This is a genomic window from Erwinia sp. MMLR14_017, assembly GCF_033657285.1.
GTDB lineage: Bacteria > Pseudomonadota > Gammaproteobacteria > Enterobacterales > Enterobacteriaceae > Erwinia.
Genome location: NZ_JAWVWP010000015.1, coordinates 73,342 through 99,692 on the forward strand (window position 1 = coordinate 73,342; position 26,351 = coordinate 99,692).

The 26,351-nt window shown below is 52.9% G+C and carries 27 protein-coding genes and 1 other annotated feature; of the genes, 14 read left to right on the forward strand and 13 right to left on the reverse strand.

What is annotated here, in order from left to right; genetic code table 11:
• Window position 1: 1 nt before the first annotated feature.
• From pheT to thrS, 7 genes are all read right to left on the reverse strand, one after another.
• Entirely contained in the window at window positions 2-2,389 is a 2,388-nt protein-coding gene (gene pheT / locus SD961_RS19935) for a phenylalanine--tRNA ligase subunit beta (RefSeq protein ID WP_318792071.1), read from the reverse strand.
• 14 nt (window positions 2,390-2,403) lie between these two features.
• Entirely contained in the window at window positions 2,404-3,387 is a 984-nt protein-coding gene (gene pheS / locus SD961_RS19940; protein ID WP_318792072.1) for a phenylalanine--tRNA ligase subunit alpha, read from the reverse strand.
• A gap of 80 nt (window positions 3,388-3,467) precedes the next feature.
• Window positions 3,468-3,592 (reverse strand) — a sequence feature (Phe leader region).
• The gene (pheM, locus tag SD961_RS19945; RefSeq protein ID WP_306213151.1) at window positions 3,543-3,587 is read right to left on the reverse strand and encodes a pheST operon leader peptide PheM; all 45 of its coding nucleotides are present in this window, start codon (window positions 3,585-3,587) and stop codon (window positions 3,543-3,545) included. (Overlaps the previous feature by 45 nt.)
• A 128-nt stretch (window positions 3,593-3,720) precedes the next feature.
• Window positions 3,721-4,077 carry a 50S ribosomal protein L20 gene (gene rplT, locus SD961_RS19950; RefSeq protein ID WP_318792073.1) on the reverse strand — a complete coding sequence of 119 codons (357 nt, stop codon included), beginning with the start codon at window positions 4,075-4,077 and terminating at the stop codon, window positions 3,721-3,723.
• 40 nt (window positions 4,078-4,117) lie between these two features.
• Window positions 4,118-4,315: a 50S ribosomal protein L35 gene (gene rpmI / locus SD961_RS19955; protein ID WP_004157374.1), complete on the reverse strand. Its 198-nt coding sequence runs from the start codon at window positions 4,313-4,315 to the stop codon at window positions 4,118-4,120.
• 90 nt (window positions 4,316-4,405) lie between these two features.
• On the reverse strand, window positions 4,406-4,957 hold the full coding sequence (gene infC / locus SD961_RS19960) for a translation initiation factor IF-3 (RefSeq protein ID WP_152322585.1): 552 nt from the start codon (window positions 4,955-4,957) through the stop codon (window positions 4,406-4,408).
• A 3-nt stretch (window positions 4,958-4,960) separates the two neighbouring features.
• A complete protein-coding gene (thrS, locus tag SD961_RS19965; RefSeq protein ID WP_318792075.1) occupies window positions 4,961-6,889 on the reverse strand; it encodes a threonine--tRNA ligase in 1,929 nt (642 codons plus the stop codon).
• Window positions 6,890-7,610: 721 nt separating this feature from the next.
• On the opposite strand from thrS, the gene SD961_RS19970 reads away from it, so the two are divergent.
• A complete protein-coding gene (locus SD961_RS19970) occupies window positions 7,611-7,814 on the forward strand; it encodes a hypothetical protein (RefSeq protein WP_318792076.1) in 204 nt (67 codons plus the stop codon).
• A gap of 102 nt (window positions 7,815-7,916) precedes the next feature.
• On the opposite strand, the gene SD961_RS19975 is transcribed toward SD961_RS19970, so the two are convergent.
• Entirely contained in the window at window positions 7,917-8,672 is a 756-nt protein-coding gene (locus SD961_RS19975) for a YdiY family protein (RefSeq protein ID WP_318792077.1), read from the reverse strand.
• A 377-nt stretch (window positions 8,673-9,049) separates the two neighbouring features.
• Window positions 9,050-10,180: an ABC transporter substrate-binding protein gene (locus SD961_RS19980; protein ID WP_318792078.1), complete on the reverse strand. Its 1,131-nt coding sequence runs from the start codon at window positions 10,178-10,180 to the stop codon at window positions 9,050-9,052.
• Window positions 10,181-10,322: 142 nt separating this feature from the next.
• On the opposite strand from SD961_RS19980, the gene ghoS reads away from it, so the two are divergent.
• A complete protein-coding gene (gene ghoS / locus SD961_RS19985) occupies window positions 10,323-10,616 on the forward strand; it encodes a type V toxin-antitoxin system endoribonuclease antitoxin GhoS (protein ID WP_318792079.1) in 294 nt (97 codons plus the stop codon).
• A gap of 106 nt (window positions 10,617-10,722) precedes the next feature.
• Window positions 10,723-11,607 (forward strand): fructosamine kinase family protein, encoded by an 885-nt coding sequence (locus SD961_RS19990; protein WP_318792080.1) that lies wholly within the window; start codon window positions 10,723-10,725, stop codon window positions 11,605-11,607.
• Window positions 11,608-11,628: 21 nt separating this feature from the next.
• Here SD961_RS19990 and SD961_RS19995 read toward each other — a convergent pair whose 3' ends face one another.
• A complete protein-coding gene (locus SD961_RS19995) occupies window positions 11,629-12,168 on the reverse strand; it encodes a YniB family protein (protein ID WP_318792081.1) in 540 nt (179 codons plus the stop codon).
• Window positions 12,169-12,338: 170 nt separating this feature from the next.
• On the opposite strand from SD961_RS19995, the gene hxpB reads away from it, so the two are divergent.
• The 6 genes from hxpB (at window position 12,339) to SD961_RS20025 (ending at window position 19,783) form a co-directional block, all read left to right on the forward strand.
• Entirely contained in the window at window positions 12,339-13,007 is a 669-nt protein-coding gene (hxpB, locus tag SD961_RS20000; RefSeq protein WP_318792082.1) for a hexitol phosphatase HxpB, read from the forward strand.
• 182 nt (window positions 13,008-13,189) lie between these two features.
• Entirely contained in the window at window positions 13,190-13,780 is a 591-nt protein-coding gene (locus tag SD961_RS20005) for a metal-dependent hydrolase (RefSeq protein ID WP_318792083.1), read from the forward strand.
• Window positions 13,781-13,940: 160 nt separating this feature from the next.
• A complete protein-coding gene (locus SD961_RS20010; protein WP_318792084.1) occupies window positions 13,941-15,338 on the forward strand; it encodes an L-cystine transporter in 1,398 nt (465 codons plus the stop codon).
• 161 nt (window positions 15,339-15,499) lie between these two features.
• On the forward strand, window positions 15,500-17,764 hold the full coding sequence (katE, locus tag SD961_RS20015) for a catalase HPII (RefSeq protein ID WP_318792085.1): 2,265 nt from the start codon (window positions 15,500-15,502) through the stop codon (window positions 17,762-17,764).
• A 177-nt stretch (window positions 17,765-17,941) separates the two neighbouring features.
• Window positions 17,942-19,273 carry an MFS transporter gene (locus tag SD961_RS20020; RefSeq protein WP_318792086.1) on the forward strand — a complete coding sequence of 444 codons (1,332 nt, stop codon included), beginning with the start codon at window positions 17,942-17,944 and terminating at the stop codon, window positions 19,271-19,273.
• Between the two features lie 129 nt (window positions 19,274-19,402).
• Window positions 19,403-19,783, forward strand: a complete 381-nt coding sequence (locus tag SD961_RS20025; RefSeq protein ID WP_318792087.1) for a DUF6515 family protein — start codon at window positions 19,403-19,405, stop codon at window positions 19,781-19,783.
• Between the two features lie 110 nt (window positions 19,784-19,893).
• On the opposite strand, the gene osmE is transcribed toward SD961_RS20025, so the two are convergent.
• Window positions 19,894-20,229 (reverse strand): osmotically-inducible lipoprotein OsmE, encoded by a 336-nt coding sequence (gene osmE / locus SD961_RS20030; RefSeq protein WP_318792088.1) that lies wholly within the window; start codon window positions 20,227-20,229, stop codon window positions 19,894-19,896.
• 209 nt (window positions 20,230-20,438) lie between these two features.
• Here osmE and SD961_RS20035 point away from each other — a divergent pair, with 209 nt between their 5' ends.
• The 5 genes from SD961_RS20035 to cho all read left to right on the forward strand — a co-directional run bounded on the left by SD961_RS20035 (window position 20,439) and on the right by cho (window position 25,033).
• Entirely contained in the window at window positions 20,439-21,023 is a 585-nt protein-coding gene (locus SD961_RS20035) for a TetR/AcrR family transcriptional regulator (protein WP_318792089.1), read from the forward strand.
• The gene (locus tag SD961_RS20040; protein WP_318792090.1) at window positions 21,020-22,213 is read left to right on the forward strand and encodes a multidrug effflux MFS transporter; all 1,194 of its coding nucleotides are present in this window, start codon (window positions 21,020-21,022) and stop codon (window positions 22,211-22,213) included. Before SD961_RS20035 ends, SD961_RS20040 begins: the two co-directional genes overlap by 4 nt.
• Before the next feature lie 120 nt (window positions 22,214-22,333).
• A complete protein-coding gene (gene nadE, locus SD961_RS20045; protein ID WP_318792091.1) occupies window positions 22,334-23,161 on the forward strand; it encodes an ammonia-dependent NAD(+) synthetase in 828 nt (275 codons plus the stop codon).
• Between the two features lie 58 nt (window positions 23,162-23,219).
• The gene (gene yddG, locus SD961_RS20050; protein WP_318792092.1) at window positions 23,220-24,104 is read left to right on the forward strand and encodes an aromatic amino acid DMT transporter YddG; all 885 of its coding nucleotides are present in this window, start codon (window positions 23,220-23,222) and stop codon (window positions 24,102-24,104) included.
• 65 nt (window positions 24,105-24,169) lie between these two features.
• Complete coding sequence (gene cho / locus SD961_RS20055) at window positions 24,170-25,033, forward strand: excinuclease Cho (RefSeq protein WP_318792093.1); 864 nt, start codon at window positions 24,170-24,172, stop codon at window positions 25,031-25,033.
• Window positions 25,034-25,116: 83 nt separating this feature from the next.
• On the opposite strand, the gene spy is transcribed toward cho, so the two are convergent.
• Together spy and SD961_RS20065 are read right to left on the reverse strand one after the other, a co-directional pair.
• Window positions 25,117-25,605: an ATP-independent periplasmic protein-refolding chaperone Spy gene (gene spy, locus SD961_RS20060; RefSeq protein ID WP_318792096.1), complete on the reverse strand. Its 489-nt coding sequence runs from the start codon at window positions 25,603-25,605 to the stop codon at window positions 25,117-25,119.
• A gap of 433 nt (window positions 25,606-26,038) precedes the next feature.
• The coding region (locus tag SD961_RS20065) for a DUF2931 family protein (protein ID WP_318792094.1) at window positions 26,039-26,351 on the reverse strand (313 nt) is incomplete at its 5' end.

The window sequence follows — 26,351 nt, forward strand, 5'->3', positions numbered from 1 at the left end:
TTCAATCCCTCAAGGATGCTTGGAATCGCTCTTTCAGTGCCTCTACGCATTTTGCAACGGTAGCAGCAATCTCATCTTCTTCGAGTGTCCGGCCGGTATCTTGCAAAATCAGGCTGATAGCGAGGCTCTTAAAACCTTCATTTACGCCCTTACCGCGGTACACGTCAAACAAGTTTACGCCAACTACCTGATTTACGCCAACTTTCTTACACTCTGCGATGATATCTGCTGCAGGCACGTTTTCAGCCACAACAACAGCGATATCACGGCGGTTTGCCGGGAAACGAGAAATCCCGCTCGCATCAGGCAGGACGCGGTCTGACACCTTATCCCACTCCAGTTCAAACAGCACGGTACGGCCGTTAAGATCCAGTTTCCGCTCAAGTTCCGGATGAACCACACCCAGAAAACCGATACGTTCATCGTGCAAATAAATTGCCGCACTCTGCCCCGGGTGCAGAGCGGGATTAGCCTCAGCGCGGAACTGAATATCAGATAATTTACCGGTCAGGTCGAGAACGGATTCCAAATCGCCTTTTAAATCATAGAAGTCAACTGCCTGACGCGCCAGATCCCAATGTTCTTCATAACGGGTTCCGCTGATTACACCGGCCAGCATAACGTCCTGACGGATGCCCAGGTTTGCCTGTGTATCAGGGACAAAGCGCAATCCGCTTTCGAAAAGACGCACGCGGCTCTGCTGACGATTTTGGTTATACACCACAGCCGAGAGCAGTCCGGTCCAGAGCGACAGGCGCATTGCAGACATCTCTACAGAGATCGGGCTTGGCAGAACGAGGTTCTCTTCGCCTGGGTGCAGCAGGGCCTGGATTTTAGGATCGACGAAGCTGTAAGTGATCGCTTCCTGATAACCTTTGTCTACCAGCAGCGCTTTGACGCGCTTAAGCGACAGATTGGCTTCACGGTGTCTGGTCATCACCAGACCAGCCTGTACCGGCACATCCGGAATGTTGTTGTAGCCGTAGACGCGGGCGACCTCTTCCACCAGATCTTCTTCGATTTCCATATCGAAACGCCAGCCTGGGGCAACCGCCTGCCAGGAGCCCGCACCTTCGGTCACTTCGCAACCCAGACGACGCAGAATGTCGCTGACGTCGTTATCGGCAATCACATGACCAATCAGACGATCCAGCTTTTCACGACGCAGGGTAATAGTGGCACGTTTGGGCAGATCGGCTTCGCTGGTCACATCAATCACCGGCCCCGCTTCGCCACCGCAGATATCAAGCAGCAGACGAGTCGCCCGTTCAATAGCCTTAAACTGCAGCTGTGGGTCCACGCCACGCTCATAACGATGGGAAGCATCGGTATGCAGGCCATGACGACGCGCGCGTCCGGTAACAGAAAGAGGACTGAAGAAAGCACATTCGAACAGCACATTGGCCGTTTCCTGGTTCACACCAGAGTGTTCGCCACCAAAGATGCCGCCCATGGCCAGCGCTTTCTGATGATCGGCAATCACTAAGGTATCGGCATTCAGTTTTGCTTCTGTGCCATCCAGCAGCTTCAGGGTTTCACCCTCCTCAGCCATGCGCACCACGATGCCGCCGTCAATACGGTCAAGATCGAACGCATGCATAGGCTGGCCCAGCTCAAGCAGTACAAAGTTAGTGATGTCGACAACCGGGTCGATAGAGCGAATGCCGCAGCGACGCAGTTTCTCTTTCATCCAGAGCGGCGTGGCTGCCTTAACGTTAATGCCTTTAATCACGCGGCCAAGATAACGCGGGCACGCTTCCTTCGCATCAACCCGGATCGGGAAAGTATCCTGAATGGTGGCCGCTACCGGCGTGATCTCTGGCTCGTGTAACGCCAGCTTATTCAGCACAGCAACGTCACGGGCAACCCCGATGATGCCCAGGCAGTCTGCGCGGTTAGGCGTGACGCTGATCTCAATGGTGTTATCATCAAGCTTCAGGTATTCACGGATATCCGTACCTGGTGAAGCCTCCAGTGGCAGTTCGATAATGCCATCATGATCGTCGGAGATGCCCAGTTCAGAGAAAGAGCAAAGCATTCCTTCAGACGGTTCGCCACGCAGTTTGGCGGCTTTGATTTTGAAATCACCCGGCAGAACCGCGCCTACCGTGGCCACAGCCACTTTTAATCCCTGACGGCAGTTCGGCGCGCCGCACACGATATCCAGCAGACGATCGCCGCCCACGTTGATCTTAGTCACGCGCAGTTTATCTGCATTTGGGTGCTGGCCGCACTCCACCACTTCACCCACTACCACACCGTGAAAAGCACCGGCTACCGGCTCCACACCGTCAACTTCCAGGCCCGCCATGGTGATCTGTTCTGACAACGCTGCACTATCAATAGCCGGGTTAACCCACTCACGTAACCAGAGTTCGCTGAATTTCATAGGAAGACCCGCCCTTATTTAAACTGTTTGAGAAAACGTAAATCATTTTCGAAGAAGGCGCGCAAATCGGTCACGCCATAGCGCAGCATTGTCAGACGCTCCATCCCCATACCAAAGGCGAAGCCTGAATAGATTTCCGGATCGATGCCGACGTTACGCAGAACATTAGGGTGAACCATGCCGCAGCCCAGCACTTCCAGCCATTTGCCATTTTTGCCCATCACATCCACTTCTGCAGAAGGTTCGGTAAACGGGAAATAGGAAGGACGGAAACGAACCTGCAGATCCTCTTCAAAGAAGTTGTTCAGGAAGTCGTGCAGCGTCCCTTTCAGATTGGTGAAGCTGATATTTTTATCCACGATCAGCCCTTCCATCTGGTGGAACATTGGCGTGTGGGTCTGATCGTAGTCGTTACGGTACACGCGGCCTGGCGCAATAATGCGAATAGGTGGCTGCTGGTTTTTCATGGTGCGGATCTGCACGCCAGAGGTCTGCGTACGCAGCAGGCGGGTGGCATCGAACCAGAAGGTGTCATGGTCGGCACGCGCGGGGTGGTGTCCCGGAATGTTCAGCGCATCAAAGTTATGATAATCATCTTCAATTTCCGGACCGGTCGCTACCGCAAAGCCCAGTTCGCCAAAGAAGGTTTCGATACGGTCAATCGTACGGGTAACGGGATGCAGGCCGCCGTTTTCGATGCGACGGCCAGGCAGCGAAACATCAATGGTCTCTTCTGCCAGGCGAGCATTCAGTGCAGCGGACTCCAGCGACTCTTTGCGGGCGTTCAGCGCTTCCTGAACCTGCTGTTTCGCTTCGTTGATCACTGCACCTGCTGCCGGACGATCTTCCGCTGGCAACTCGCGCAGCGTCGTCATCTGCAGCGTCAGATGTCCTTTTTTCCCGAGATATTCAACGCGTACCGTGTCTAACGCGGCAACATCGTGAGCATCAGCAATGGCCGCTTTCGCGTTCGCCACCAGTTCTGCGAGATGTGACATGCTTTCCTCTTCTTCCAGCCGCCGTGGCCGGTCTGTTTTTATATGAGGACGAGAGTTCGTCCGATATCAGCTACGCCAGAAACAAAAAAGCCTCCACTGGGGAGGCTTTAAGCGCGATTTTTCGTTTCTTTTCTTTGCGCACAAGCCCCCGATGTTCAGGTGCTAAAGTAAAAAAAGAAACGGAAAATAGCCGAACTCATGCTTGCGTTACCTTGTCTGTCGCCGCCATCGCCAAAAAAGTGGAGCTATTGAAAGGCTGATGGGCAGAAAAGTCAATCTTTTGCTTTAGTTACAGAAAATAAAAGAGGGAGCAAGCTCCCTCTTTCACCTGACTTACGCCAGAGCTGATTTCGCTTTTTCAACCAGTGCCGCGAAGGTCACTTTGTCGAATACGGCGATGTCAGCCAGAATCTTACGGTCGATCTCAATAGAAGCCTTTTTCAGGCCATTGATGAAACGGCTGTAAGAGATACCGTTAGTGCGTGCCGCTGCGTTGATACGCGCGATCCACAGCTGACGGAACTGACGCTTACGCTGACGACGGTCGCGATAAGCATACTGACCAGCTTTGATAACAGCCTGGAAGGCAACGCGGTAAACACGTGAACGTGCACCGTAATAGCCTTTAGCTTGTTTTAAGATTTTTTTGTGACGTGCGCGAGCAACAACACCACGTTTTACACGAGCCATTTAGCTCTCCTGTTTAATATTCTGAATGGAAAAAATAGACTTATGCGTACGGCAGGCAGGCAATAACCAGACCCAGATCGCCTTTAGAAACCATGCCTTTAGGGCGCAGGTGACGTTTACGCTTAGTAGATTTTTTGGTCAGAATATGACGCAGGTTTGCGTGTTTACGCTTGAAGCCGCCAGAGGCAGTCTTCTTGAAGCGCTTAGCCGCGCCACGTACAGTTTTAATCTTTGGCATTTAAAACATCCACTTCGCATTGTTAATAAAATGAACCAGACAGGCGAATAAAAGTCCGGGCCGAAGCCCGGACTTCGATTACTTTAGGGCCTACTGCTTCTTCTTCGGAGCCAGCACCATGATCATCTGACGACCTTCGATCTTCGAAGGGAAGGATTCGACAATCGCCAAATCCATGTCTTCACAAAGATCTTTACGGACGCGGTTAAGCACTTCCATACCGATCTGCTGGTGCGCCATCTCACGACCACGGAATCGCAGCGTGATTTTGGCTTTGTCGCCCTCTTCGAGAAAGCGAACCAGGTTGCGTAGTTTTACCTGGTAGTCGCCATCATCGGTACCAGGACGGAATTTAATTTCCTTAACCTGGATAACTTTTTGCTTCTTCTTCTGTTCTTTAGAAGATTTGCTTTTTTCGTAAAGGAATTTGCCGTAATCCATGATACGGCAAACGGGCGGCTCGGCGTTAGGGCTGATTTCAACTAAATCAACGCCTGCTTCCTCAGCTTTTTCTAAAGCCTCATTCAGACTGACAATACCAATCTGCTCGCCATCGACGCCAGTCAGTCGTACTTCTGTGGCGCGGATTTCTCTGTTAATGCGATTAGGACGCGCCGGTTGAACTCGTTTTCCGCCTTTAATACTTTATTCCTCCAGTTGATGAAGATTGCGACTGCGAATTTCATCCTGCAGCTTCGCGATCACGTCGTTTACGTCCATGCTGCCCAGGTCTTTACCACGGCGGGTGCGAACGGCAACTTTGCCTGCTTCCACCTCTTTATCACCACAGACCAACATATAGGGCACACGACGTAAAGTGTGCTCGCGGATTTTAAAGCCAATCTTCTCGTTTCTCAAGTCCGCTTTTACACGAATGCCCGCATTCTGCAGTTTTCGGGTCAATTCTGCAACATATTCGGACTGGCCATCGGTGATATTCATCACCACTACTTGTACTGGAGCAAGCCAGGTTGGGAAGAACCCGGCAAACTCTTCGGTAAGAATACCGATAAAGCGCTCCACAGAACCCAGAATGGCACGGTGAATCATCACCGGCACCTGACGCTCATTATTCTCGCCGATGTAAGAGGCACTCAGACGGCCCGGCAGTGAGAAGTCGAGCTGAACGGTGCCACACTGCCATGCGCGATCCAGGCAGTCATGCAGCGTAAATTCAATTTTCGGGCCGTAGAAGGCGCCCTCGCCCGGCTGATATTCGAACGGAATATCGTTCTCTTTCAGCGCAGCGGCCAGATCGGCTTCAGCACGATCCCACTGCTCGTCGGTGCCAATGCGTTTTACCGGACGGGTAGAAAGCTTCACCACGATTTTTTCAAAGCCGAAGGTGCTGTACATATCATACACCATACGGATACAGCTGTTTACCTCGGCGCGCACCTGCTCTTCTGTACAGAAGATATGGGCATCATCCTGGGTAAAGCCACGAACGCGCATCAAACCGTGCAGCGCACCTGACGGCTCGTTACGGTGGCAGCTACCAAACTCCGCCATACGCAGCGGCAGGTCGCGGTATGATTTTAGACCCTGATTGAAAATTTGCACATGTCCGGGGCAATTCATGGGCTTGATGCAATACTCACGATTCTCTGAAGAGGTAGTGAACATCGCTTCTTTATAGTTTTCCCAGTGGCCGGTTTTCTCCCACAGCACGCGGTCCATCATCAACGGACCTTTCACTTCCTGATAGTCATATTCAGTCAGCTTGCTGCGGACAAAGACTTCCAGCTCGCGGAAAATAGTCCAGCCATCATTGTGCCAGAACACCATGCCAGGCGCTTCTTCCTGCATGTGGTAGAGGTCAAGCTGCTTGCCGATTTTACGGTGGTCACGCTTGCCTGCTTCTTCCAGACGTTGCAGATAGGCGGCCAGCTGCTTTTTATCCGCCCAGGCGGTACCGTAGATGCGCTGCAACATTTTGTTGTTGCTGTCGCCACGCCAGTAAGCACCAGAAATTTTCTGCAGCTTAAAGTGATGGCAGAAGCGCATGTTAGGCACGTGCGGCCCTCGGCACATATCAACATATTCTTCGTGATGATAGAGGCCAGGATGATCATCATGACTGATGTTTTCATCCAGGATCGCCATTTTATAAGTTTCACCGCGCGCGGCAAACGCATCGCGCGCTTCCTGCCAGCTCACTTTTTTCTTGATGACGTCATAATTGGTTTCAGCCAGCTGGTGCATGCGCTTTTCCAGCTGCTCAATATCTTCCTGAGTCAGCGTACGGTCAATATCAACGTCATAGTAGAAACCGTTGTCAATAACCGGACCAATCGCCATTTTGGTGTCTGGCCATAGCTGCTTGATAGCGTGTCCCAACAGGTGGGCGCTGGAGTGGCGAATGATCTCAAGACCGGCTTCATCTTTAGTAGTGATGATAGCGACGCTGGCGTCTTCAGTGATCGGATCAACCGCATCCACCAGCTCACCATTTACGCGGCCGGCGATACAGGCTTTCGCCAGGCCAGGACCGATGTCCTGAGCGATATCCATCACGCTTACGGCCTGATCATAAGAGCGCTGACTTCCATCAGGAAGAGTAATAACGGGCATTTTACATCCTTAGTTGCAGTGGTAACCCACACGAAAGGCTACATACAAAAATAATTTTTTCATTGTACATCAGGAGGTTGCAACTTGAAATCAACTCACATTTGTCGATTTGGTACACAGCCTGGTACACATATTCGAAAGTGGCGAATTCGCATAAACTCTCGAGGGACTAGTATCTTACACACCAGGAGATGAAATTGCACGGCAAGCAATCGCTGGAAAAGAAGCACTTACAGCCTGATCCGATTGTCATCGTCAACGCCGGCAAATTTTAATGCCGTTATCATTGCCATGTGAACTTATCATTAAAGTCGTTCTCTTTTCCTCTTTTGCCTTCCTGTGCTAAAGACAGTAAAGCCCTTCACCTGGCGTTTCTGGCATTGGGATTCACTATTTCTGCATGAGTTTTGAAGAGTTCGACAGAGCACATCCATTCGCCCTTCTCTCTGCTTTTCATGACGTCAGAAGGTAAAAGTTGACACATGAGCCACAACTCGGATGCACGCTTCAAAGAAGAGCGAGAGAAGATCAACGTTGATTTGGTCGCGTCAGGGGTTGCTTAAAAATAGTGCCTGAAGCAGCGAGTTCTCGCATATAAGATTGAGATGCAGCAGAAGGAAGTTATGCGCGCCAATTTTCAGGAACAGCTAAAATTCTACAGGTAAGGGTCAGCCAACTACCCAAGAGGTAATGACCGGGTTTATCAGAAGAAGGAAGGCAAATGAAAATAACTGTGACATTTGATGATACTGGCATTGAAGAGGAACATGATTTTGACTCTAAACCTCGCGCCGGTGAGTTAGTGACGTTAGTGCGTGAGGGTAAAGGAGCGAATTATATCGTTTTAACAGAACCTGAACCTGACCATACCCATGACAATGGGAATACTGGCTATCCCACAACGGCCAGAGTTCGGCCAGCGTAGTGATCAACTAAGAGTTAACCAACCGCCCACCGGGGCGGTTTTTTCTCGCCCAAATTCAGCAGAGTAGCAATCGGACAGGCCGCCGAGGCGGCCTGCCTCAGATTACATGGCGTAAGAGAGCATAACCGTGGTTTTGGTGTCAGTTTTATCCGGCGCAGACTCTGGCGGGTTCTGGTTCCAGGTCACGTTGTAAGCCAGCTTCAGCGAGAAGTGATCGTTGATCGCTACCTGCAGACCCGTTTCGGAGTTAACTGTCGTATCGTCGCTTCCCAACACGGAGACACCCTGAATGAACTTAGTGGTGTCGGTCAATTGCCATTGGTAGCTCAGCGCGCCATAAGCCAGCGCGGTGGTGTCGTGACCGCCGTCATGGTAGTCGTCATAACGTACGCCAGGACCCGCTTCCACACGCAGTGAGTGAACCGGGCCATTCAACAGCTGGCGACCATAACCGGCAGCGAGGAAGGAACGACCATCATAACCGTTGAAGCGATCGCTCAACCAGCTTGCCTGACCAAACAGGTAGTCAAAGCTGTTCAGGTTATAACGCGTACGACCACCCACCTGATAGGTTTCAGCAGAACGCTCATCGTTGGAAGAGGTATTACTGGCGTTGCCCCACAAGCTGTAAGCGGTGTTCGGCTGATACCAGGTCATGTTGGTATTGGCAGTTAAGGAAGAACTGGTGGTGTTACCAGTCTGCGCCAGATAGCCAGCGGCGGCATTTCCTTCGAAATCCTTTTTTGCCGTGGAGGGGTCATCCATGACCGTAAAGACGTTGTTGTCCGCCAGAGCTTGCTGACAGAGCGCGCTCCCGGAGAGTAAAAGAACTACAGAGAGCTTGTTAAACGCTTTCATTAATTGTGACCCGTACGACAGATTAAAAAAGAGGAGTGTGAAGCGTTTCGCAGGACGATCAATGCCTTTTATGGTAAGAATCGTAACATTTTATGAAATCGCTTTTTTTACCAGGCAACCCTGCCTGAACAGACTCTGAATGGGAAGATTCCCATTAACGGCGCGCATTATAAGGGTTATTTGCGGCTTTTGCAGCGCAGGGTAAATAAGAATCTTCTCTGAAAAGAGGAAATAATGTTTCTGTGCATGTCAAAGAGTATCCTAATGTAAACGACGTCTCTGGCAGCATTCTTTTCCCTGGCCTCTAAGGCAATAAAAAGGATGGCTTATTGAGGCCACCCTTCTCGCCTACTTCTCATTCCAGCCAGCAGGAAAAATTATTTTACTGGCGCCTGCGCGCCCAACACCCCTTCACCCAGCGGAACTTTGGTAAAACGCGTGACAATCTCTTTCCAGGTATTAGCCGGGTCAAGTTGTGTAAACTGCTGCGGATAAATAAATTTTGCCAGATATTCCAGTCCTACAATGTTGTAAGGATGGTTATAGAAGTTATGGTAAAGGCCGTAGAAGCGATCGTTTTTGATGGCTGAGACTTCTGCAAAGCCTGGCCGTTGTTTCATATTATCGAAAGCTTTATCTACCTGAGCCTGCGTGACGTTGTAACCAAACGGCACGGCTGCATTGCTTTTACTGGCCCACTGCGAACCCGAGACAATATAGACGTCTGGCTTCATGGCGATCACTTTCTCCAGGGAGATGTCACCCGTTGCCCCCGGCAGCAGGTTCGAACCAATGTTTTTTGCGCCTACCGCTTCTACCATTGCTCCCCAGCCAACATGAGCATGCGTAAAGCAGCAGGATTCAAGGCCGCCCAGCCCCGCCTTGGCCTCAATAAAAACCTGAGGTTGTGGCTTCACGTCACGCGTTTTAGTGACGATAGCCTGATAATGCTGTTGATAAAAATCCGTGTAGGCTTTGGCTTCAGATTCCCGGTTCAGCGCGATGCCCAGCGCGGTGACACTTTTCGGCGTATCCTCTACCGGGTGCTCAAAGGTATCAATAAACAGCACCGGAATACCGAGCTGCTTCATTTTATCCAGTACGCCACCCTGCACCAGCGAAGGCTTTGAGCGAAGCTGCGCAATCATCAGATCCGGATGTTCAGCTACCACGCTCTCAAGGTTAACCTCGCCTTTGTCGCTGAAGCCCATATCGATAATTTTTTTCGCTGCAGGCCACTTCTTTTCCATCAGTTCCCAGGTAGGTGCATCGCTTTTTTTCAACAGATTGTTCCAGGCAACCAGACGATGAAAGGGATCGTCACGATCCAGCAAAGCCAGCGTCAGTATGTCCCTGCCATCCTGTAGTACCACCCGTTGCGGCTCCTGCTGCAACGTGATTTGCTTGCCATCACTGTCGGTAAGCGTGACAGGATAAGTTGTCGCTAAGGCAGAAGATGAAAGGGCCAGCAAGGTAGCAAGAACAGCAAATTTTGGCTTAAGTGGCACGTCGGGCTCCGGTCATTGAGTATAAAAAGGCTAAGCGGATAATAATGATAATTAATTGCATTAGCAACAATAGCGCCTGGCCTCCTCCTTTTATCGCCAATGGGCTATGCTGAAAATTCACGGTTAAACAACGAGGTGAATAATGAGTGCATCTGATATTACGCAATATGTGGTGACGTTTCGCTATCAGGAAGAGGGGCTGACCGATATCCTGGAGCTAAACAGTGCGCTGACCACAGGCGGCTTTACCACCTCTCTGAGTGATAAAGAGGGACACCCGCACGAGCTGGGTACTAACAGCTTTGGCATCACCAGCGCCCTGGGTAAAGAGCAGATTCGGCAACAGGCCGAAGGTCTGGGCGAAATGGTCCTTGGCGAGAAGCCAGAGGTTGAAGTAGAGACGTGGGAAGAATTTCTCCGCGACAGCAAAAGCTGAGTTTATATAAAAATGTGCCATGCATTGCGCAAGCGCTGGTTTTGATTATTCTTTAAGCGTTATTATCAGTTTCTCCTGCAACATACAGCGAAAAGAGGAAACCGCTATGTGGTCAGCCATTAGTCGTCTGTTGAGTGAGCAGTTTGGCGATGCTGAAATCAACCAGCGTACTGAGCTTCCGGGCGGCGATGTCCATCCGACGTGGCATATTCGTTATGGTGCGCATGAGGTGTTTGTAAAATGCAACAGCCGGGAGATGCTGCATCTCTTTGCCTGGGAAGCGGACCAGCTCCAGCTACTTGCCCGGACCAAAACCGTGCGTGTACCGGCTGTTTATGGCGTAGGAAGCGATCGTGATGTGAGCTTTCTGCTGCTTGAATACATCCCCTTGCAGCCGCTGAATGAAGTCAGCGCAAGGGAGTTGGGCCAGCAGCTTGCGCAGCTTCATCAGTGGAGCGAACAGGCGCAGTTTGGTCTGGACTACGATAATAATCTCACTACCTCACCGCAACCCAACAGCTGGCTGAAGCGCTGGTCAGTTTTTTTTGCAGAACAGCGTATCGGGTGGCAGCTGCAGCTGGCCGCTGAAAAAGGCATTCTGTATGGCGACAGTGAATTAATTATTCATTGTGCCCAGAGAAGGTTAAGCAGCCATCATCCCCAACCTTCTCTGCTCCACGGTGATCTGTGGCCGGCAAACTGTGGAGGCAGCAGCAGCGGCCCGTGGATCTTTGACCCAGCCTGCTACTGGGGGGACAGAGAGTGCGATTTAGCCATGCTCGGCTGGTATGAAGATCTGCCTCTGGAAATTATTGAGGGCTATGAGTCCGTCTGGCCTTTGCCGGAGGATTACCTGCTGCGCCAGCCAGTCTATCAACTCTACTATTTACTCAACCGGGCTAACGTCTTTGGCGGTTACTGGCTTGGTGAAGCACAGCAGGCCGTTGGTGCGCTGCTGGATGCGGATGAACTGCACGCCCGCCCGGCCTGACAGCGCTCTCAGGCCGGTGTGTCAGTAGATAAAGCCCAGCAGCTTCAGAACAAAATAGCCCGCCACTGCAATCAACACAGGTAAGACATAGAGCGGGAAAAATTGCAGGAAGATAGTGTGGCGCGGCACCACAATTCTCTCTTCCAGCTGCTGGCGCGTACGTCCCTCCGGCCCTTTTGCATTTTCCAGAATCAGCTGATCTTCAATTCCCTCACGCAGATGTCGCGACTGCCGCCACATTCTTGCCCCGGAAGCCTGCAGGGCCAGCCCGACAAAAATCAGTATGTAGATAATCCAGAAAGTAACGTTGCTGCCGTGGTTGAAATCTGGCTGCGGTGAGTGATTCCAGAACATATCCAGGAAGCGGGTATTGAAGCGGATCATGTCGATCATCACGTGCGAGAAATCCTGCATAACCGCATTGATCCCCTCGCGCTTTTCACGGCTCTTTTCCAGAAAGGTCATCAGTGATATCAGTGTGGAAATCAGCGCCGGAATAAAAATAATCCAGCCAGCGACTCGCTTGAGGATGGCGACCCGTCCAGCTTGTTGATAAGTCATGCTTTCTCCTGACTAAGGTTTAAGGAGGTAAGTTTACCTTCAGGGGAGGAAATGTGCCTGAAAAAAGTTGCGGTGTCGTGTGAAAAGGCGGGAATGATGCCCTTAACCCCGGATGTTGTCGTTTCAGAGTTCATGCTAAGGTAAGTCAAATTAGTTAACGGAGCCGCAATATGTCTTATTCACGCCCAGTGCTTGCCGCTATTTTTGATATGGATGGTCTGCTGATAGATTCTGAACCGCTGTGGGATCAGGCGGAGATGGATGTGTTTTCAACGTTAAACATCGACCTCACCCGACGGAGCGAGCTGCCGGACACTCTGGGTTTGCGCATCGATCAGGTGGTGCGGATGTGGCATGAAACTTTGCCCTGGAACGGCCCTTCGCAGGAGGAGGTCACCCAGCGCATCATTACCCGCGCTATGACCCTGGTAGAAGAGAGTCGTCCCCTGCTGCCGGGCGTGGAGCAGGCCCTGAAACTGTGCCGTGCGGAAGGATTAAAAATCGGGCTTGCTTCAGCCTCTCCGTTGCACATGCTTGAGCGCGTACTGGAGTTGTTTGAGCTGCGCAGCTATTTTGATGTGCTCGCCTCCGCCGAGGCGTTGCCTTACAGCAAACCCCACCCACAGGTCTATCTTGATGCCGCAGCACGTCTGGGCGTTGATCCGCTTAACTGCGTGACGCTGGAAGATTCCCTGAACGGTATGATTGCCACTAAAGCGGCACGAATGCGTTCTGTGGTTATTCCCGCGAAGGAGTATGCTGATGACCCTCGCTGGTCACTGGCTAATGTGAAGCTGAACTCCCTGACAGAGCTTACCTCTGCCGATCTGCACGGATAATGTTGTTCAGGCCGGGCAACGCCCGGTCTCTGCGTGCGCCATGATGCCAAAATTAAGGAGATTGCGGTAAAAATGGCCTGAAACGTTAAAAAATTAATCTTTCGTTACAGCGTCACATATTTCTTCTACTGTATATATCCCCTATACTGGATGCATCGACAGTTCTGCAGCCAGGTATCCCTATGACGGCCGAAGGCCATGTAATATTTGCCATCGCCAGTGCCATTTTTGCCAAACGTGCCGAGCTGACGCCAGAACTGGCCAATGGCGACTGGTGGCATATCGTGCCTGCGACGCTGCTGACCTGCCTGTTCCCGGATATTGATCATCCCAAATCCACGCTGGGGCAGCGCTTTCGCTGGATCTCGCAACCCATCGCCCGCCTGTTTGGTCATCGTGGTTTTACCCACAGCCTGCTTGCGGTATTGGGCGGCGTGGCGCTGTTTCATCTGAAAGTGCCAAAAGAGTGGGTGATCCCGGCGGATGTGTTTCAGGGCCTGGTACTCGGCTATCTGAGCCATATCGCGGCCGATATGCTGACCCCCGCTGGCGTCCCCCTGCTCTGGCCCTGCCGCTGGCGTTTTCGCCTGCCTCTGCTCAGGAGTCAAAAAGGTAATCAACTGGAGCGAGCCTTGTGTCTTGCTTTAGTAGGCTTTGCGATGTGGTTTCCTGCCGGTTCGCTCCCTTTTGGTGCATCTGGCTGGACAACAACAGTGGTTAATTCTGTGGAAACCAGCATGAACCGCCTGATAAAGATGCAAAATGCGCATTAAACACTCAATTTAAGCCTAATTGTTATAAACCATTCCTTTTGGATATATAGCAGCCTCAGTCTTAACTGTTACCATTCCTCCACTGGACGCACTTAGTGCGCGATGAAAATTATCCGTTTACAGACGTAGGGATTACGTCGTCCTCACTGGAGTACTGGGAATGAACCTTCCATTAATTGCTAACCTGGTGGCCTTTGTTGCCCTGTTAGTTATCCTGGCTAAATGCGGTGCCGCCCACTGGAGCCTGTCGAAAAAGGTCCTGCTTGGGCTGGTAGTGGGCGTACTGTTTGGTCTGGCCCTGCACACAATTTATGGCTCAGAAAGCCCGGTGCTGAAAGAGTCCATCAGCTGGATCAATATCGTCGGCAATGGCTACGTGCAACTGTTGCAGATGATCGTTATGCCGCTGGTCTTCGCCTCAATCCTGAGCGCCGTTGCCCGCCTGCATAATGCTTCTTCACTGGGTAAAATCAGCGTACTGACCATCGGCGTGCTGCTGTTTACCACCGCCATCTCCGCGCTGGTGGGCGTTTTCGTTACCTGGCTGTTTGGCCTTAACGCCTCCGGTCTGGTGCAGGGCGTTCAGGAAACCGCTCGTCTTGCCGCGCTGCAAAATAACTACGTGGGCAAAGTGGCGGACCTCTCCACGCCGCAGCTGCTGCTCTCGTTCGTGCCCAAAAACCCGTTTGCCGATCTGACGGGCGCAAACCCGACGTCAATCATCAGCGTGGTCATTTTTGCCGCGTTCCTGGGCGTGGCCGCGCTCCACCTGCTGCGTGATGACAAGCCGAAAGGCGAACGCGTGCTGGCAGCGATTGATGTGCTGCAAGCCTGGGTAATGAAGCTGGTTCGCCTGATCATGAAGCTGACACCCTATGGTGTGCTGGCGCTGATGACTAAAGTGGTGGCCAGCTCAAACGTCAATGACATTATCAAGCTGGGTGGTTTTGTGGTGGCCTCTTATCTGGGCCTGGCGATTATGTTCGCCGTCCATGCTTTGCTGCTCGCCGTTAATGGCGTCAATCCCAAGCGTTTCTTCCGTAAAGTGTGGCCGGTGATCACCTTCGCCTTTACCAGTCGCTCCAGCGCCGCCACTATCCCGTTAAGCGTCGAAGCGCAGACCCGCCGTCTTGGCATTCCGGAATCTATTGCCAGCTTCTCTGCCTCTTTCGGTGCCACTATCGGTCAGAATGGCTGTGCAGGCCTTTATCCCACCATGCTCGCCGTCATGGTGGCGCCAACGGTAGGCATTAATCCCTTCGACCCGATGTGGATTGCTACCCTGGTAGGCATTGTCACCCTTAGCTCGGCTGGCGTGGCTGGCGTGGGCGGCGGTGCGACCTTCGCTGCGCTGATTGTCCTGCCCACCATGGGCTTGCCGGTCACGCTGGTTGCCCTGCTGATCTCCATCGAGCCGCTGATTGATATGGGCCGCACGGCACTGAACGTTAACGGTTCTATGACAGCCGGTACGCTGACCAGCCAGTGGCTGAAGCAGACTGATAAAACGCTGCTTAATGCCGATGCAGACAATGAAGTGGAGTTAGCTCATCGCTAACTCGCTCAACGGGCTGGTTTTCACCAGCCCGGTTACTTTTCCCGGGCGTAACACCTGTTCTCTCTGCTTTCCACTGATTATCCCTTCTGTTTCCAGGCATATCCGTTTCCCTGTTCTATAGTTACTGAAGTCCAGGATCACAACTACAGGAATAAGTGACGATGTCGAAAGAAACCGATAACAAGGAACTGAGCCATAACGCCCCCTTAACCGGCCCCGACTCCGCCAAACCAGGCATGGATTCGTTAGCCCCTGAAGATGGTTCACACAAACCTTTAGCGGAACCTACCGCGCCAGGTAAACAACCTACCGCACCGGGTAGCCTGAAGGCGCCTGATACGCATAATGCCAAACTTGATGCGCTGGAAACCTTCCGTAAAGGCGGCGAGAATTTCCCGCTGACCACCAATCAGGGCACCCGTATTGCGGACGACCAGAATTCACTGCGTGCGGGCACGCGAGGTCCCACCCTGCTGGAAGATTTTATCCTGCGGGAAAAAATTACCCATTTTGACCATGAGCGAATTCCGGAGCGCATAGTGCACGCCAGGGGTTCGGCTGCGCATGGCTATTTTCAGCCCTACCGAAATATGAGCCACGTTACCAAAGCCGATTTCCTGCGCGACCCGCAGCAGGTCACGCCTGTGTTCGTGCGTTTCTCAACTGTACAGGGGGGAGCGGGATCGGCTGATACGGTCAGGGATATTCGCGGCTGGGCGACCAAGTTCTATACCGAAGAAGGCGTCTTTGATCTGGTTGGCAATAACACGCCGGTGTTCTTTATTCAGGACGCCCACAAATTCCCTGATTTTGTTCATGCGGTGAAACCTGAGCCGCATAACGAAATTCCGCAGGGCCAGAGTGCGCACGATACCTTCTGGGATTACGTCTCGCTGCAACCAGAAACGCTGCATAACGTGATCTGGGCGATGTCCGATCGCGGTATTCCGCGCAGCTACCGCACGATGGAAGGCTTTGGCATCCACACTTTCCGCTTTATCAACGCGGAAGGCAAAGCCACCTTTGTACGCTTCCACTGGAAGCCGGTAGCGGGTAAAGCCTCTCTGCTGTGGGATGAGTCGCAAAAACTCACCGGCCGCGATCCTGACTTCCACCGCCGTGACCTGTGGGAAGCCATTGAAGCGGGCGATTTCCCCGAATATGAACTGGGCGTGCAGCTGATCCCGGAAGAGGATGAATTCAAATTTGATTTCGACCTGCTCGATGCCACCAAACTTATCCCGGAAGAGCTGGTCCCGGTAGAGCTGATTGGCAAAATGGTGCTCAACCGTAACCCGGATAACTTCTTTGCTGAGACCGAACAGGTCGCCTTCCATCCCGGTCATATCGTGCCCGGCATGGATTTCTCTAACGATCCGCTGCTCCAGGGCCGCCTCTTCTCCTATACGGATACGCAGATTAGCCGTCTGGGCGGACCCAACTTCCATGAGATCCCGATCAACCGCCCCGTTTGCCCTTACCATAACTTCCAGCGTCAGGGCATGCACCGGATGGATATTGATACCAATCCGGCAAATTACGAACCTAACTCCATCAATGATAACTGGCCGCGTGAAACCCCCTCTGCCCCTCATCGCGGCGGGTTTGAAAGCCATCAGGAACGTATTGAAGGCCACAAGGTGCGCGAGCGCAGCCCCTCCTTTGGCGAATATTATTCCCAGCCTCGCCTTTTCTGGTGCAGCCAGACGCCGGTGGAGCAGCAGCATATTATTGATGCATTCTCGTTTGAACTGAGCAAGGTTGCCCGGGAATATATCCGTGAACGCGTGGTGGATCATCTGGTGCATATTGACGTTTCGCTGGCGCATGGCGTAGCCCAGAATCTGGGGATTGCCCTTTCCGATGAGAAAATGCACACCGCACCGCCGAAAGATGTCAACGGCCTGAAGAAAGATGCCAGTCTGAGCCTTTATGCCGTGCCAAGCGGTTCAATTAAAGGCCGGCAGGTAGCCCTGCTGATGAGCGACGGCGTGATGGCGGCCGATACGCTGGCAATTCTTCAGGAGCTGAAAGCGCAGGGTGTCCATGCCAAACTGCTGGCACCACATATGGGGCGCGTTCGCGCTGATGATGGCTCAGACCTGCCGGTTGACGCCACCTTTAGCGGTCTGCCTTCGCTGACATTCGATGCGGTTATCGTCCCGGATGGCAATATTGATGCCCTGCTGTTAAGTGGTGATGCCCGCTACTTCCTGCTGGAAGCCTATAAGCACCTGAAGGTGATTGGCCTGAGTGGGGACGCGCGGCGCTTTAAATCTCAGTTCGGGCTGGGTGAAACCGAACAGGAGGAAGGCATTATTGAGGACAGTAAAGCAGAAGGCGTCTTTATGAGTGAGTTCCTCTCCGCTATGGGTGCCCACCGCATCTGGTCACGTAGTCAGAAAGCGCTGAGCGTACCAGCTTAACCTGCACTTTAAAGCAGCGGTTAGCGTTCCATCCGGGTGCAGCAGGCCAGAGAAGCCCTGCTGCACCCCTCTCTTACTCTGTTTCATCCCCCGCAGTGTCAAGTTTTACCATTTGGTCTGAATTCTGGCATTAATGTTGCTTCAGTTACCTTACCTGAGACGTAAGGAAGAAAATCTATGACTGTTGCCGCCCACCATCGCTATCGTTACCGCATCTTTGCCATGCTGTTTTTCATTGCCCTGATCAATTACATCGATCGCGGAGCACTCTCCTTTGCCGCTAACGATATTGCTGAGGCGTTCCATTTCAGTAAAATCCAGCTCGGCGCAGTACTGAGCTATTTTGGCTTTGGCTACCTGTTTGGTTCCCTGTGCGGCGGATTTCTTGCAGACCGCCTGGGTACCCGAAAAGTGTGGCTGATGGCGGGTATTCTCTGGTCACTGCTGGAGATCGCAACCGCCTGGGCGGGCGAAGCAGGTATCGCCTTGTTCAGCGGCTCCGCCATTATGGGATTCGCAGTGATGCGCGTGCTGTTTGGCTTCGCTGAAGGTCCGGCCTATGCACTGATGAATAAAGCCATTGCAAACTGGGCGCCGGATAACGAGCGGGGTTTTGCCTTAGGCATCGGCCTGCTGAGTACGCAGGTAGGCGCACTGCTTACCGCGCCAATCGCGGTGGGCCTGTTGCTGTTAACCGGTGACTGGCGGGTAATGTTTGTACTGCTGGGTATTTTCTCGCTGGCTGCAATGCTGCTGTTCGCTAAAGTCTTTGCAGATACGCCTGAGTTACATCCAGCGGTAACCGCTAAAGAACGCGCCCTGATCGCTGATGGTCAGGCAGAAGCGGCCAGCGGGCCACGTCTGCCGTGGTGGCGTTTTTTTACCAACCGTACGCTGGTATGTAATGCCCTGGGCTATTTCTCTTTCCTCTACATCACCTTCACCCTGGTGACCTGGGGGCCAAAATATCTGCAGGACAGTTTCCATTACGATCTGCACTCTCTCTGGTACGTGGCGATGATCCCCTGGAGCGGCGCCTGCTTTACAGTACTTCTTGGCGGGAAAATTGCTGATAAGCTACTGAAGCATTTCAATAATTTAAGATTGGCACGCAACCTCTTTGCTTCCGTCACGCTGCTCCTGACGGCGGCCTGCTTTATGGCTATACCTTATATGCCTTCCGCCGCCGGGATTATCCTGATGATGGCGCTGGGCAACGCGCTGAATGCATTAGTCAACAATGTCTACTGGTCGGTGGTGATCGACGTTACGCCAAAATCTACCGTTGGCACCTACAGCGGCATCACGCTTGCCATTGCTAATCTGGCATCAATTATCTCCCCTCTGCTCAGCGGCTGGCTGGCACAGAACTTTGGCTATAACGCCATGTTCAGCGCGACGGCTGCTATCGCTTTTTGCAGCATGCTGGCGATGACGCTGCTGCAGCCGGAAAAGCGGATGACGGCAGATCTGGCCTGCTGGCCTGGCGAGCGCAAAGAGGCAATCTGACAGCCATCATGGAGAGAGAGTTAAGAATGCGTTAAGCAGTGTAAGCAACCCACAATAGCGGAGGGCTGCCTCTTGCGTTTTGTCCGGCCCGGCGTAATGTTAGCCTCAGTCAGAACCAGGAGAAACCTTATGAAAAAGGTGATGTGTACACTGTTGGCCTTTACGTTGTTATCACCAGCGCTGGTCTCCGCCCATCCGGGTGGCTGGGGACATGGACCAGGGCCAGACTGGCATCACGGCGGCGGCGGGCCGGGGCATCTCTCTTTCCTGCCCGAGGCTGCAGCAGCCGTGCTGATCGGTGGGCTGACCTACTATGCGTTGAACGGTCACTACTATCAACGGCAGGAAGATAATACTTATGTTGTCGTGCAGCCGCCGTCTGAGTCTGTCAGCGGCGAGATGCACGCGCTTGATTATAATGGCGAGCGCTTTTACGTTGAGGAAGGACACTATTACCGTCGGGATATTGATGGGCGTTACCTTGAAGTGCCCCGCCCGCCCGGCCTGTAAACCAGCCAGCCCTGACGACCTGTCAGGGCTGGCTTTTTATACTGCGGCCCGAAAAGGGGCAAAAAAAACGGCCACCGAAGTGACCGTTTTTTATGATACCGGCGCTAAGATTACTGAGCAGCCTGCGGATCGGTATCGTACTCTTTACAGCTCTGGAAGCCGTAATTCATGACGCGGCCTGTGTCAGCATAGCTGACAAAGTAGGTCTGTGTCTTGCCGTCACGCTCGCCCAGAACATAGGTCTGACAGGTACCGCGAGCGTGAACCATAGTGATTTCGGTAGAAGGTGGCCCGGCGATGTCACGAACCTGCTGACGGGTCATCCCTTTTTTCACGTCCTGCACAACGGGTTTGGTTACGTAGCTTTCTGCACGATCGTAAGCAGTACAGCCTGATAATACGGCCAGCGCAACAGCAGCACCAATAAATCCAGTTAACTTTTTCATGTTTTTATTCCTCGTTGATTTTTCCATGTAGGGATAAGCCTGGAACATAAATGCTGATTTATCAACTTTATGGCCGCAAAAAAGTAAAATTCCGTGCGCCTTCCCCGACTGAAGCTTATAATGCGCGCTTTGAGAATGAACGTTCGCTCTCAGCATAACGTCCCTGGGGCGTCCGGCTGGCAGCTCAACCCCTGTGGGTAAAGGTCAGGATGAGTACACCGAATAAAGCCCGCGATGCCCGCCATCGCCAGCGGCAGGATCAGATCGTTGCAGCCGGACGCTGCTGTTTTCGCCGGTCAGGTTTTCACGGCGCCAGCATGGCGCAGTTGGCGGCAGAGGCAGGGCTGAGCGTCGGGCAAATCTACCGTTACTTCACCAATAAAGACGCCATCATTGAAGAGATCGTTAAACGCATTATCGATTCGCGCCTGATTCATATTGAACAAACGGCCACCGCTGCTAACCTGCCGGGCCTACTGGCCTGGCGTCACGTGCTGGATGAAGATGATGAAGCATTAATGCTGGAAGTGGCTGCAGAAGCCACCCGCAATCCGCTGGTCGCCAGAATGATGGTGGAGGCGGATAACCGCATGTTCTCGCACGCCTGCCAGAACCTGAAAAAAGAGTACCCCCACTTCAGCGACGAGCATATCTGCGCCTGCGTGGAGATGTTTGCTGTGCTGGTGGAAGGAACCACCTTTCGCCGACTGACGCCACAGAAAGCGTCAGCAGAAAAACTCTACGCCTTATACCAAAAACTCACGGATCTCCTATTTAAGACAGAGGAAAAATGACACCTGCACATCCCAATCGTCTTGGCTATGCCATTACGCTAGGCCTTCTTGCGGCGTTAGGGCCGCTTTGTATCGATCTTTATCTTCCCGCCCTGCCCTCGCTGGCTCGGGATCTGCAAACGCCCACCGCGACTGCGCAGCTTAGTCTGACCGCCGGTCTGCTGGGTCTGGGGCTGGGCCAGCTGATTTTTGGCCCGATGAGCGACAAATATGGCCGTATCCGGCCATTGTTGTTGTCGCTGGTGTTGCTACTTATCGCCTCGGTTGGCTGCGCGCTGGCCCAGGATATTAACCAGCTTCTGCTGGCTCGCCTCTTTGAAGGTCTCTCCGGCGCAGGCGGTGCGGTACTGTCGCGGGCGATTGCCCGTGATATGTACAGCGGACACGAGCTTACCCGTTTCTTTGCCCTGCTGATGCTGGTAAACGGTCTTGCCCCTATCGCCGCGCCCGTTATGGGGGGTGCGCTGATGGCGGTGCTGGACTGGCGCGGACTGTTTATGGTGATTGCGGCCATTGCCGCCCTGCTGTTCGTGCTGGCGAAGGTCAAACTTCATGAAACGCTGATCCCGGCGCGGCGAAGCCAGGGTTCATTTTTCTCGGCGTGGGCCGTGCTGGGGCAGGTAGTTAAACATCGTCCGTTTATGGGCTTCTGCCTGACTCAGGGCTTTATGATGTCCGGCATGTTCGCCTATATCGGCGCCTCCCCCTTTGTGCTGCAGCAGATTTATGGCCTGTCGCCTCAGGCATTCAGCTTCTGCTTTGCGGCCAACGGTGTTGGTCTGATCCTTGCATCTCAAATCAGTGCGCGTCTCAGTCCGCTATGGGGTGAATATCGCGTAGTGAAGGGTGCTCTGGCGCTGGCTTTCCTCTCATCAGGCAGCCTGCTGATCACCGGCCTGAGCGGAGCCGCCCTGCCGGTGGTGCTGGTCGCACTCTTCTTCAGTGTCGCCAGTAACGGCGCCGTAGGCGTGGCAGCCGCCTCGCTGGCAATGCAAAGTCAGGGTCACCGTGCCGGCAGCGCTTCAGCAGTGATGGGCGTAACGATGTTTACGCTGGGGGGAATTGCTGTTCCTGTAACCGGCATCGGCGGAACCTCGGTTCTGACTATGACCGCCACCATCTTTGGCTGCTATATGCTGGCGATAACGATGTTTGTGCTGCTGGCGCAGAAACCGAAAAAGCCAGAATAATCAGCTAAAAGCGTTGAAACAGCAGGATTGATTCTTGTTGTTTCACGCCGGGCAGGCTAGTTTTACCTGAGGCGACTTGTCATCACCGCACTTAAAGCGGATTGAACAGAGGAGAAGTAAATGGCTCTGCAACAGGAAATTATTGAAGCGCTGGGTGTAAAACCCACTATTGACGTAAAACAGGAAGTTCGCACCAGCGTTGACTTTCTGAAGTCCTATCTGAAGAGATATCCGGGGATCAAATCCCTGGTTTTAGGCATCAGCGGCGGCCAGGACTCCACGCTGGCGGGCAAACTCAGCCAGCTTGCCATTTCGGAGCTGCGGGAAGAAACGGGGTCAAACGACTATCAGTTTATCGCCGTGCGCCTTCCTCATGGCGTTCAGGCTGATGAGCAGGACTGTCAGGATGCGATAGATTTTATCAAGGCCGATCGCGTGCTGACGGTGAATATCAAAGAAGCGGTATTAGCCAGCGAAAAAGCGCTGCGCGATGCGGGCGTCACGCTTTCCGACTTTGTGCGGGGTAACGAAAAAGCGCGCGAACGCATGAAAGCGCAGTACAGCATTGCCGGCATGTGCTCGGGCGTGGTGGTAGGTACGGATCACGCTGCCGAAGCGGTAACCGGCTTCTTTACCAAATATGGCGATGGCGGCACAGACATCAATCCCCTCTTTCGTCTGAATAAAGGTCAGGGGAAAGCCCTGCTGAAAGAGCTGGGTTGCCCGGAACATCTCTATCTCAAGCACCCTACCGCCGACCTGGAAGATGATCGTCCGGGCCTGCAGGATGAGGTGGCGCTTGGGGTGACCTATGAGATGATTGATCAGTATCTTGAAGGCAAGACCATTGACGAGGCCGCCGCCAAAATCATCGAAGGCTGGTACCTGAAAACCGAGCACAAGCGACGTCCGCCGATCACTGTGTTTGATGACTTCTGGAAGAAGTAATTTCCTTAAAGCTTGCGGGGCGGCTAACACCGCCCTTTTTTGATCCAGCAGGGATGATATGGCACTGACATCGCAACGCGCGACGCTGACTGGCCTTTGCGCCATCGTTTTATGGAGCACCACGGTCGGGCTAATCCGCACTATTGCAGAATCGCTGGGCGCCACCGGCGGCGCCGCAATGATTTACAGCGCCAGTGCGCTGTTCCTCTGTCTGGCTGGCGGCTTCCCTCGCTGGCGTAACCTTCCCCCCCGCTATTTATGGTGGGGCGGTACGCTGTTTGTCAGTTACGAAATCTGCCTGGCTATCTCCATTGGTCTGGCCCATACGCGCCCACAGGCGCTGGAGTTAGGGATGATTAATTATCTCTGGCCCAGTCTGACGCTGCTATTAGCTATCCCGTTAAATCAGCAGCGCTTTCGCTGGTGGCTCTGGCCGGGGCTGGCGTTGGCAGCAGGAGGCATTATCTGGGTACTGAAGGGAGATGGCGCCTGGACGCCGCTGCTGCTGTGGCACAACGTTATGGATAATCCGCTGGCCTATGGACTGGCATTCTTTGCGGCTATCGCCTGGGCGCTCTACAACAATGTCACGCGCCGTTATGCCGGGGGCCAGAGTGGCGTCACCTTATTTTTCCTGATTACAGCTATTGCACTCTGGATCAAGTTTGCCGTAAGCGGTCAGCCGCAACCGATGCACTTCAGCCCGGTGGTCATAATGGAAGTTCTGTTTATGGCCGCTTCAACCGCAATGGCTTATTCGGCGTGGAACAGGGGCATTCAGCACGGCAATATGACTCTGTTAGCCACGGCTTCTTACTTCACGCCAGTATTTTCAGCCCTGCTCGCCTCTTTGTGGCTTCAGCTCACCCCCTCATTCAGTTTCTGGCAAGGAGTGATGATGGTCACGCTTGGCTCACTGATTTGCTGGCGGGCCACCCGCTAATTGGTGCTTTTTTCTCCGGGGACAGCCTGCTACACTGTACATGTAACCAGTAACCGGAGTGACATGTGCCAAGACGTGTAGCAAGCCATCGCCTGGAATTTGAACCTGCGGCGATTTATCAATACCCCGATCATCTCCGTCCCTTTCTTGAAGGCCTGCCCTCGGTGCCGGGCGTCTATATTTTCCACGGCGACAGCGAAACTATGCCGCTCTATATCGGGAAAAGCGTGAATATCCGCAGCCGGGTGATGTCGCATTTTCGCACGGCAGATGAGGCGAAAATGCTTCGTCTGGCGAGAGAGGTCACCTTTATTCAGACGGCGGGCGAGCTTGGAGCACTGCTGCTGGAAGCCCGAATGATCAAAAATCAGCAGCCGCTGTTTAACAAAAGGTTGCGGAAAAACCGCCAGCTCTGTTCGCTGCATATCAGCGGCGGCAAGCCGAGCGTGGTTTACGCTAAAGAGCTGGACTTCTCCCATACGCCAAACCTTTTTGGTCTCTATGCCAGCCGTCACGCCGCGCTGGAAAAGCTGCAAAAAATTGCCGATGAACAGCGGCTGTGCCTGGGCTTGCTGGGAATTGAGAAGGTCAATAAAGATCGTGCCTGCTTCCGTGCCAGCCTTGGGCGCTGTGCCGGGGCCTGCTGCGGGAAAGAGAGTGTGGAAGATCATCATCAACGCCTGATGCTGGCGCTGGAACAGGTTCGGGTAGCGTGCTGGCCGTGGGACGGCGCGGTAGGCGTTGTTGAGCAGGGACTGACCCACCAGCAGATTCATATCATCAACAACTGGTTCTATCTGGGATCGGTTGAGGATATCGCTGAGGCCGGTGAGCTGACGAAAACGCCACCAGGCTTCGACAGCGACGGGTATAAAATTCTCTGCAAGCCTATTCTCAGCGGAAAATATCCCATTCTGCCGCTTTCCTGAGGGGCAAAAACGAAACCGCCGACGCTGTCCGCACCCTTAAGAGTGTGAACAACGCCGGCGTTCTCAGATTATCTCAGCAGGGCTTAGTCTTCTGCTGGAGCCATTTTACCTTGATGGTGCGGCTTTTCAGTCAGACGTTTCTCAAAGTTCTGATTGAACTGCTTTTTCTGCTCAGGCGTCAGCACGTTATAGAGCTTGTTCTGCGTCTCCATCATCTTCATTGCCCGCTCTTTGCCCTCGGCGGACATTTTCTCTGCCTGCGCAGTCGCTTTGGCCTGGTCAAAACTCTCTGAAGCAATGATGTCATGCATAGCGCGACGCTCTTCCAGCGAAGGACGCTTCATATCTTTGTGGGCATCTTTCATGATGGCGCGCATTTGCGTTTTCTGCGCATCCGTCAGATTCAGGCCTTTAAACATTTCATGCATGCCACCATGACGAGGCGGCTGGTGCATCATGGTTTTGTCGGCCCCGGCTGGCGGAGGCGTCATGTTATCGGCCGCAGCGTGAACGATGTTCGCAGCACCCAGGGCCAGCGTCATTGCAACAACAAGAGAAGTTAATTTACGCATCATTTTATCCTTTAATTTTCAGTACTAAAACGACAGCAGTGTCGCGATGTCGGAAACAAGTTTATTGCGCTGAACGTCAAGTACTCAGAGCATGGGTAAAGCCCTGAAAGCATAAAAGACAAAATGGCGGCGATCATGGAGAGAATGCGAAGATTATCGTGAGGAATTGCTAACAGATATGAATTTAAAGCGATTAATGCAGAAACTATGGAGAAGTGTAATACCAATGACAGGAACGGGAAAGGAAAAAGTAAGCCTGAATGGGGGTTAGCAGCAGGCTGTTTATTGCCCTGGTGAATTCCGAATGACAGGGTTTACCCCGCGATGGTCAGGGATCAGTTTGGATAGTGAAAATCATCGTACGTTTAGGCTGAAAAATGACCACAAGGCCCCAAAGGATCTTGAGAAGATCCTTTAGGGTTTAATCGATTGGTTACCAACTACCGTAAGGATATTTTTTCCCTTTGATAAAGTCCTCAGTATCTTTTCCGTATTCATAGCCATTAGAGAACCGCGTTATCCCTTTGCAAATATCTAATTTATCCCCTGATACGGTTTTCAGGACTGACGGGGTGACGCGATAATTAGGCTCAGTGCCACTTCCCTGTAACCAGACGGCCACTTTTCCCTCCGGTGCCAGACCGATTTGTAATCTGTCGTAATACGCTTTCCCCCCCCGGTAATCTCTGTACTCACTTGCTCTGCGCATCTTTTCCACTACGGCTGCTGATAAAGTGAGATGCGTT

Coding starts and splice junctions, on each gene's coding strand:
- ghoS (WP_318792079.1), top strand. CDS start 10,323: ATGAGTGCATCTGATATTACGCAATATGTGGTGACGTTTCGCTATCAG.
- yddG (WP_318792092.1), top strand. CDS start 23,220: ATGGCACTGACATCGCAACGCGCGACGCTGACTGGCCTTTGCGCCATC.
- nadE (WP_318792091.1), top strand. CDS start 22,334: ATGGCTCTGCAACAGGAAATTATTGAAGCGCTGGGTGTAAAACCCACT.
- SD961_RS20035 (WP_318792089.1), top strand. CDS start 20,439: ATGAGTACACCGAATAAAGCCCGCGATGCCCGCCATCGCCAGCGGCAG.
- rpmI (WP_004157374.1), bottom strand. CDS start 4,315: ATGCCAAAGATTAAAACTGTACGTGGCGCGGCTAAGCGCTTCAAGAAG.
- SD961_RS20040 (WP_318792090.1), top strand. CDS start 21,020: ATGACACCTGCACATCCCAATCGTCTTGGCTATGCCATTACGCTAGGC.
- rplT (WP_318792073.1), bottom strand. CDS start 4,077: ATGGCTCGTGTAAAACGTGGTGTTGTTGCTCGCGCACGTCACAAAAAA.
- spy (WP_318792096.1), bottom strand. CDS start 25,605: ATGCGTAAATTAACTTCTCTTGTTGTTGCAATGACGCTGGCCCTGGGT.
- SD961_RS20020 (WP_318792086.1), top strand. CDS start 17,942: ATGACTGTTGCCGCCCACCATCGCTATCGTTACCGCATCTTTGCCATG.
- pheS (WP_318792072.1), bottom strand. CDS start 3,387: ATGTCACATCTCGCAGAACTGGTGGCGAACGCGAAAGCGGCCATTGCT.
- osmE (WP_318792088.1), bottom strand. CDS start 20,229: ATGAAAAAGTTAACTGGATTTATTGGTGCTGCTGTTGCGCTGGCCGTA.
- SD961_RS19990 (WP_318792080.1), top strand. CDS start 10,723: ATGTGGTCAGCCATTAGTCGTCTGTTGAGTGAGCAGTTTGGCGATGCT.
- hxpB (WP_318792082.1), top strand. CDS start 12,339: ATGTCTTATTCACGCCCAGTGCTTGCCGCTATTTTTGATATGGATGGT.
- SD961_RS19995 (WP_318792081.1), bottom strand. CDS start 12,168: ATGACTTATCAACAAGCTGGACGGGTCGCCATCCTCAAGCGAGTCGCT.
- pheT (WP_318792071.1), bottom strand. CDS start 2,389: ATGAAATTCAGCGAACTCTGGTTACGTGAGTGGGTTAACCCGGCTATT.
- SD961_RS20025 (WP_318792087.1), top strand. CDS start 19,403: ATGAAAAAGGTGATGTGTACACTGTTGGCCTTTACGTTGTTATCACCA.
- thrS (WP_318792075.1), bottom strand. CDS start 6,889: ATGCCCGTTATTACTCTTCCTGATGGAAGTCAGCGCTCTTATGATCAG.
- SD961_RS20005 (WP_318792083.1), top strand. CDS start 13,190: ATGACGGCCGAAGGCCATGTAATATTTGCCATCGCCAGTGCCATTTTT.
- SD961_RS19970 (WP_318792076.1), top strand. CDS start 7,611: ATGAAAATAACTGTGACATTTGATGATACTGGCATTGAAGAGGAACAT.
- SD961_RS19975 (WP_318792077.1), bottom strand. CDS start 8,672: ATGAAAGCGTTTAACAAGCTCTCTGTAGTTCTTTTACTCTCCGGGAGC.
- katE (WP_318792085.1), top strand. CDS start 15,500: ATGTCGAAAGAAACCGATAACAAGGAACTGAGCCATAACGCCCCCTTA.
- SD961_RS20010 (WP_318792084.1), top strand. CDS start 13,941: ATGAACCTTCCATTAATTGCTAACCTGGTGGCCTTTGTTGCCCTGTTA.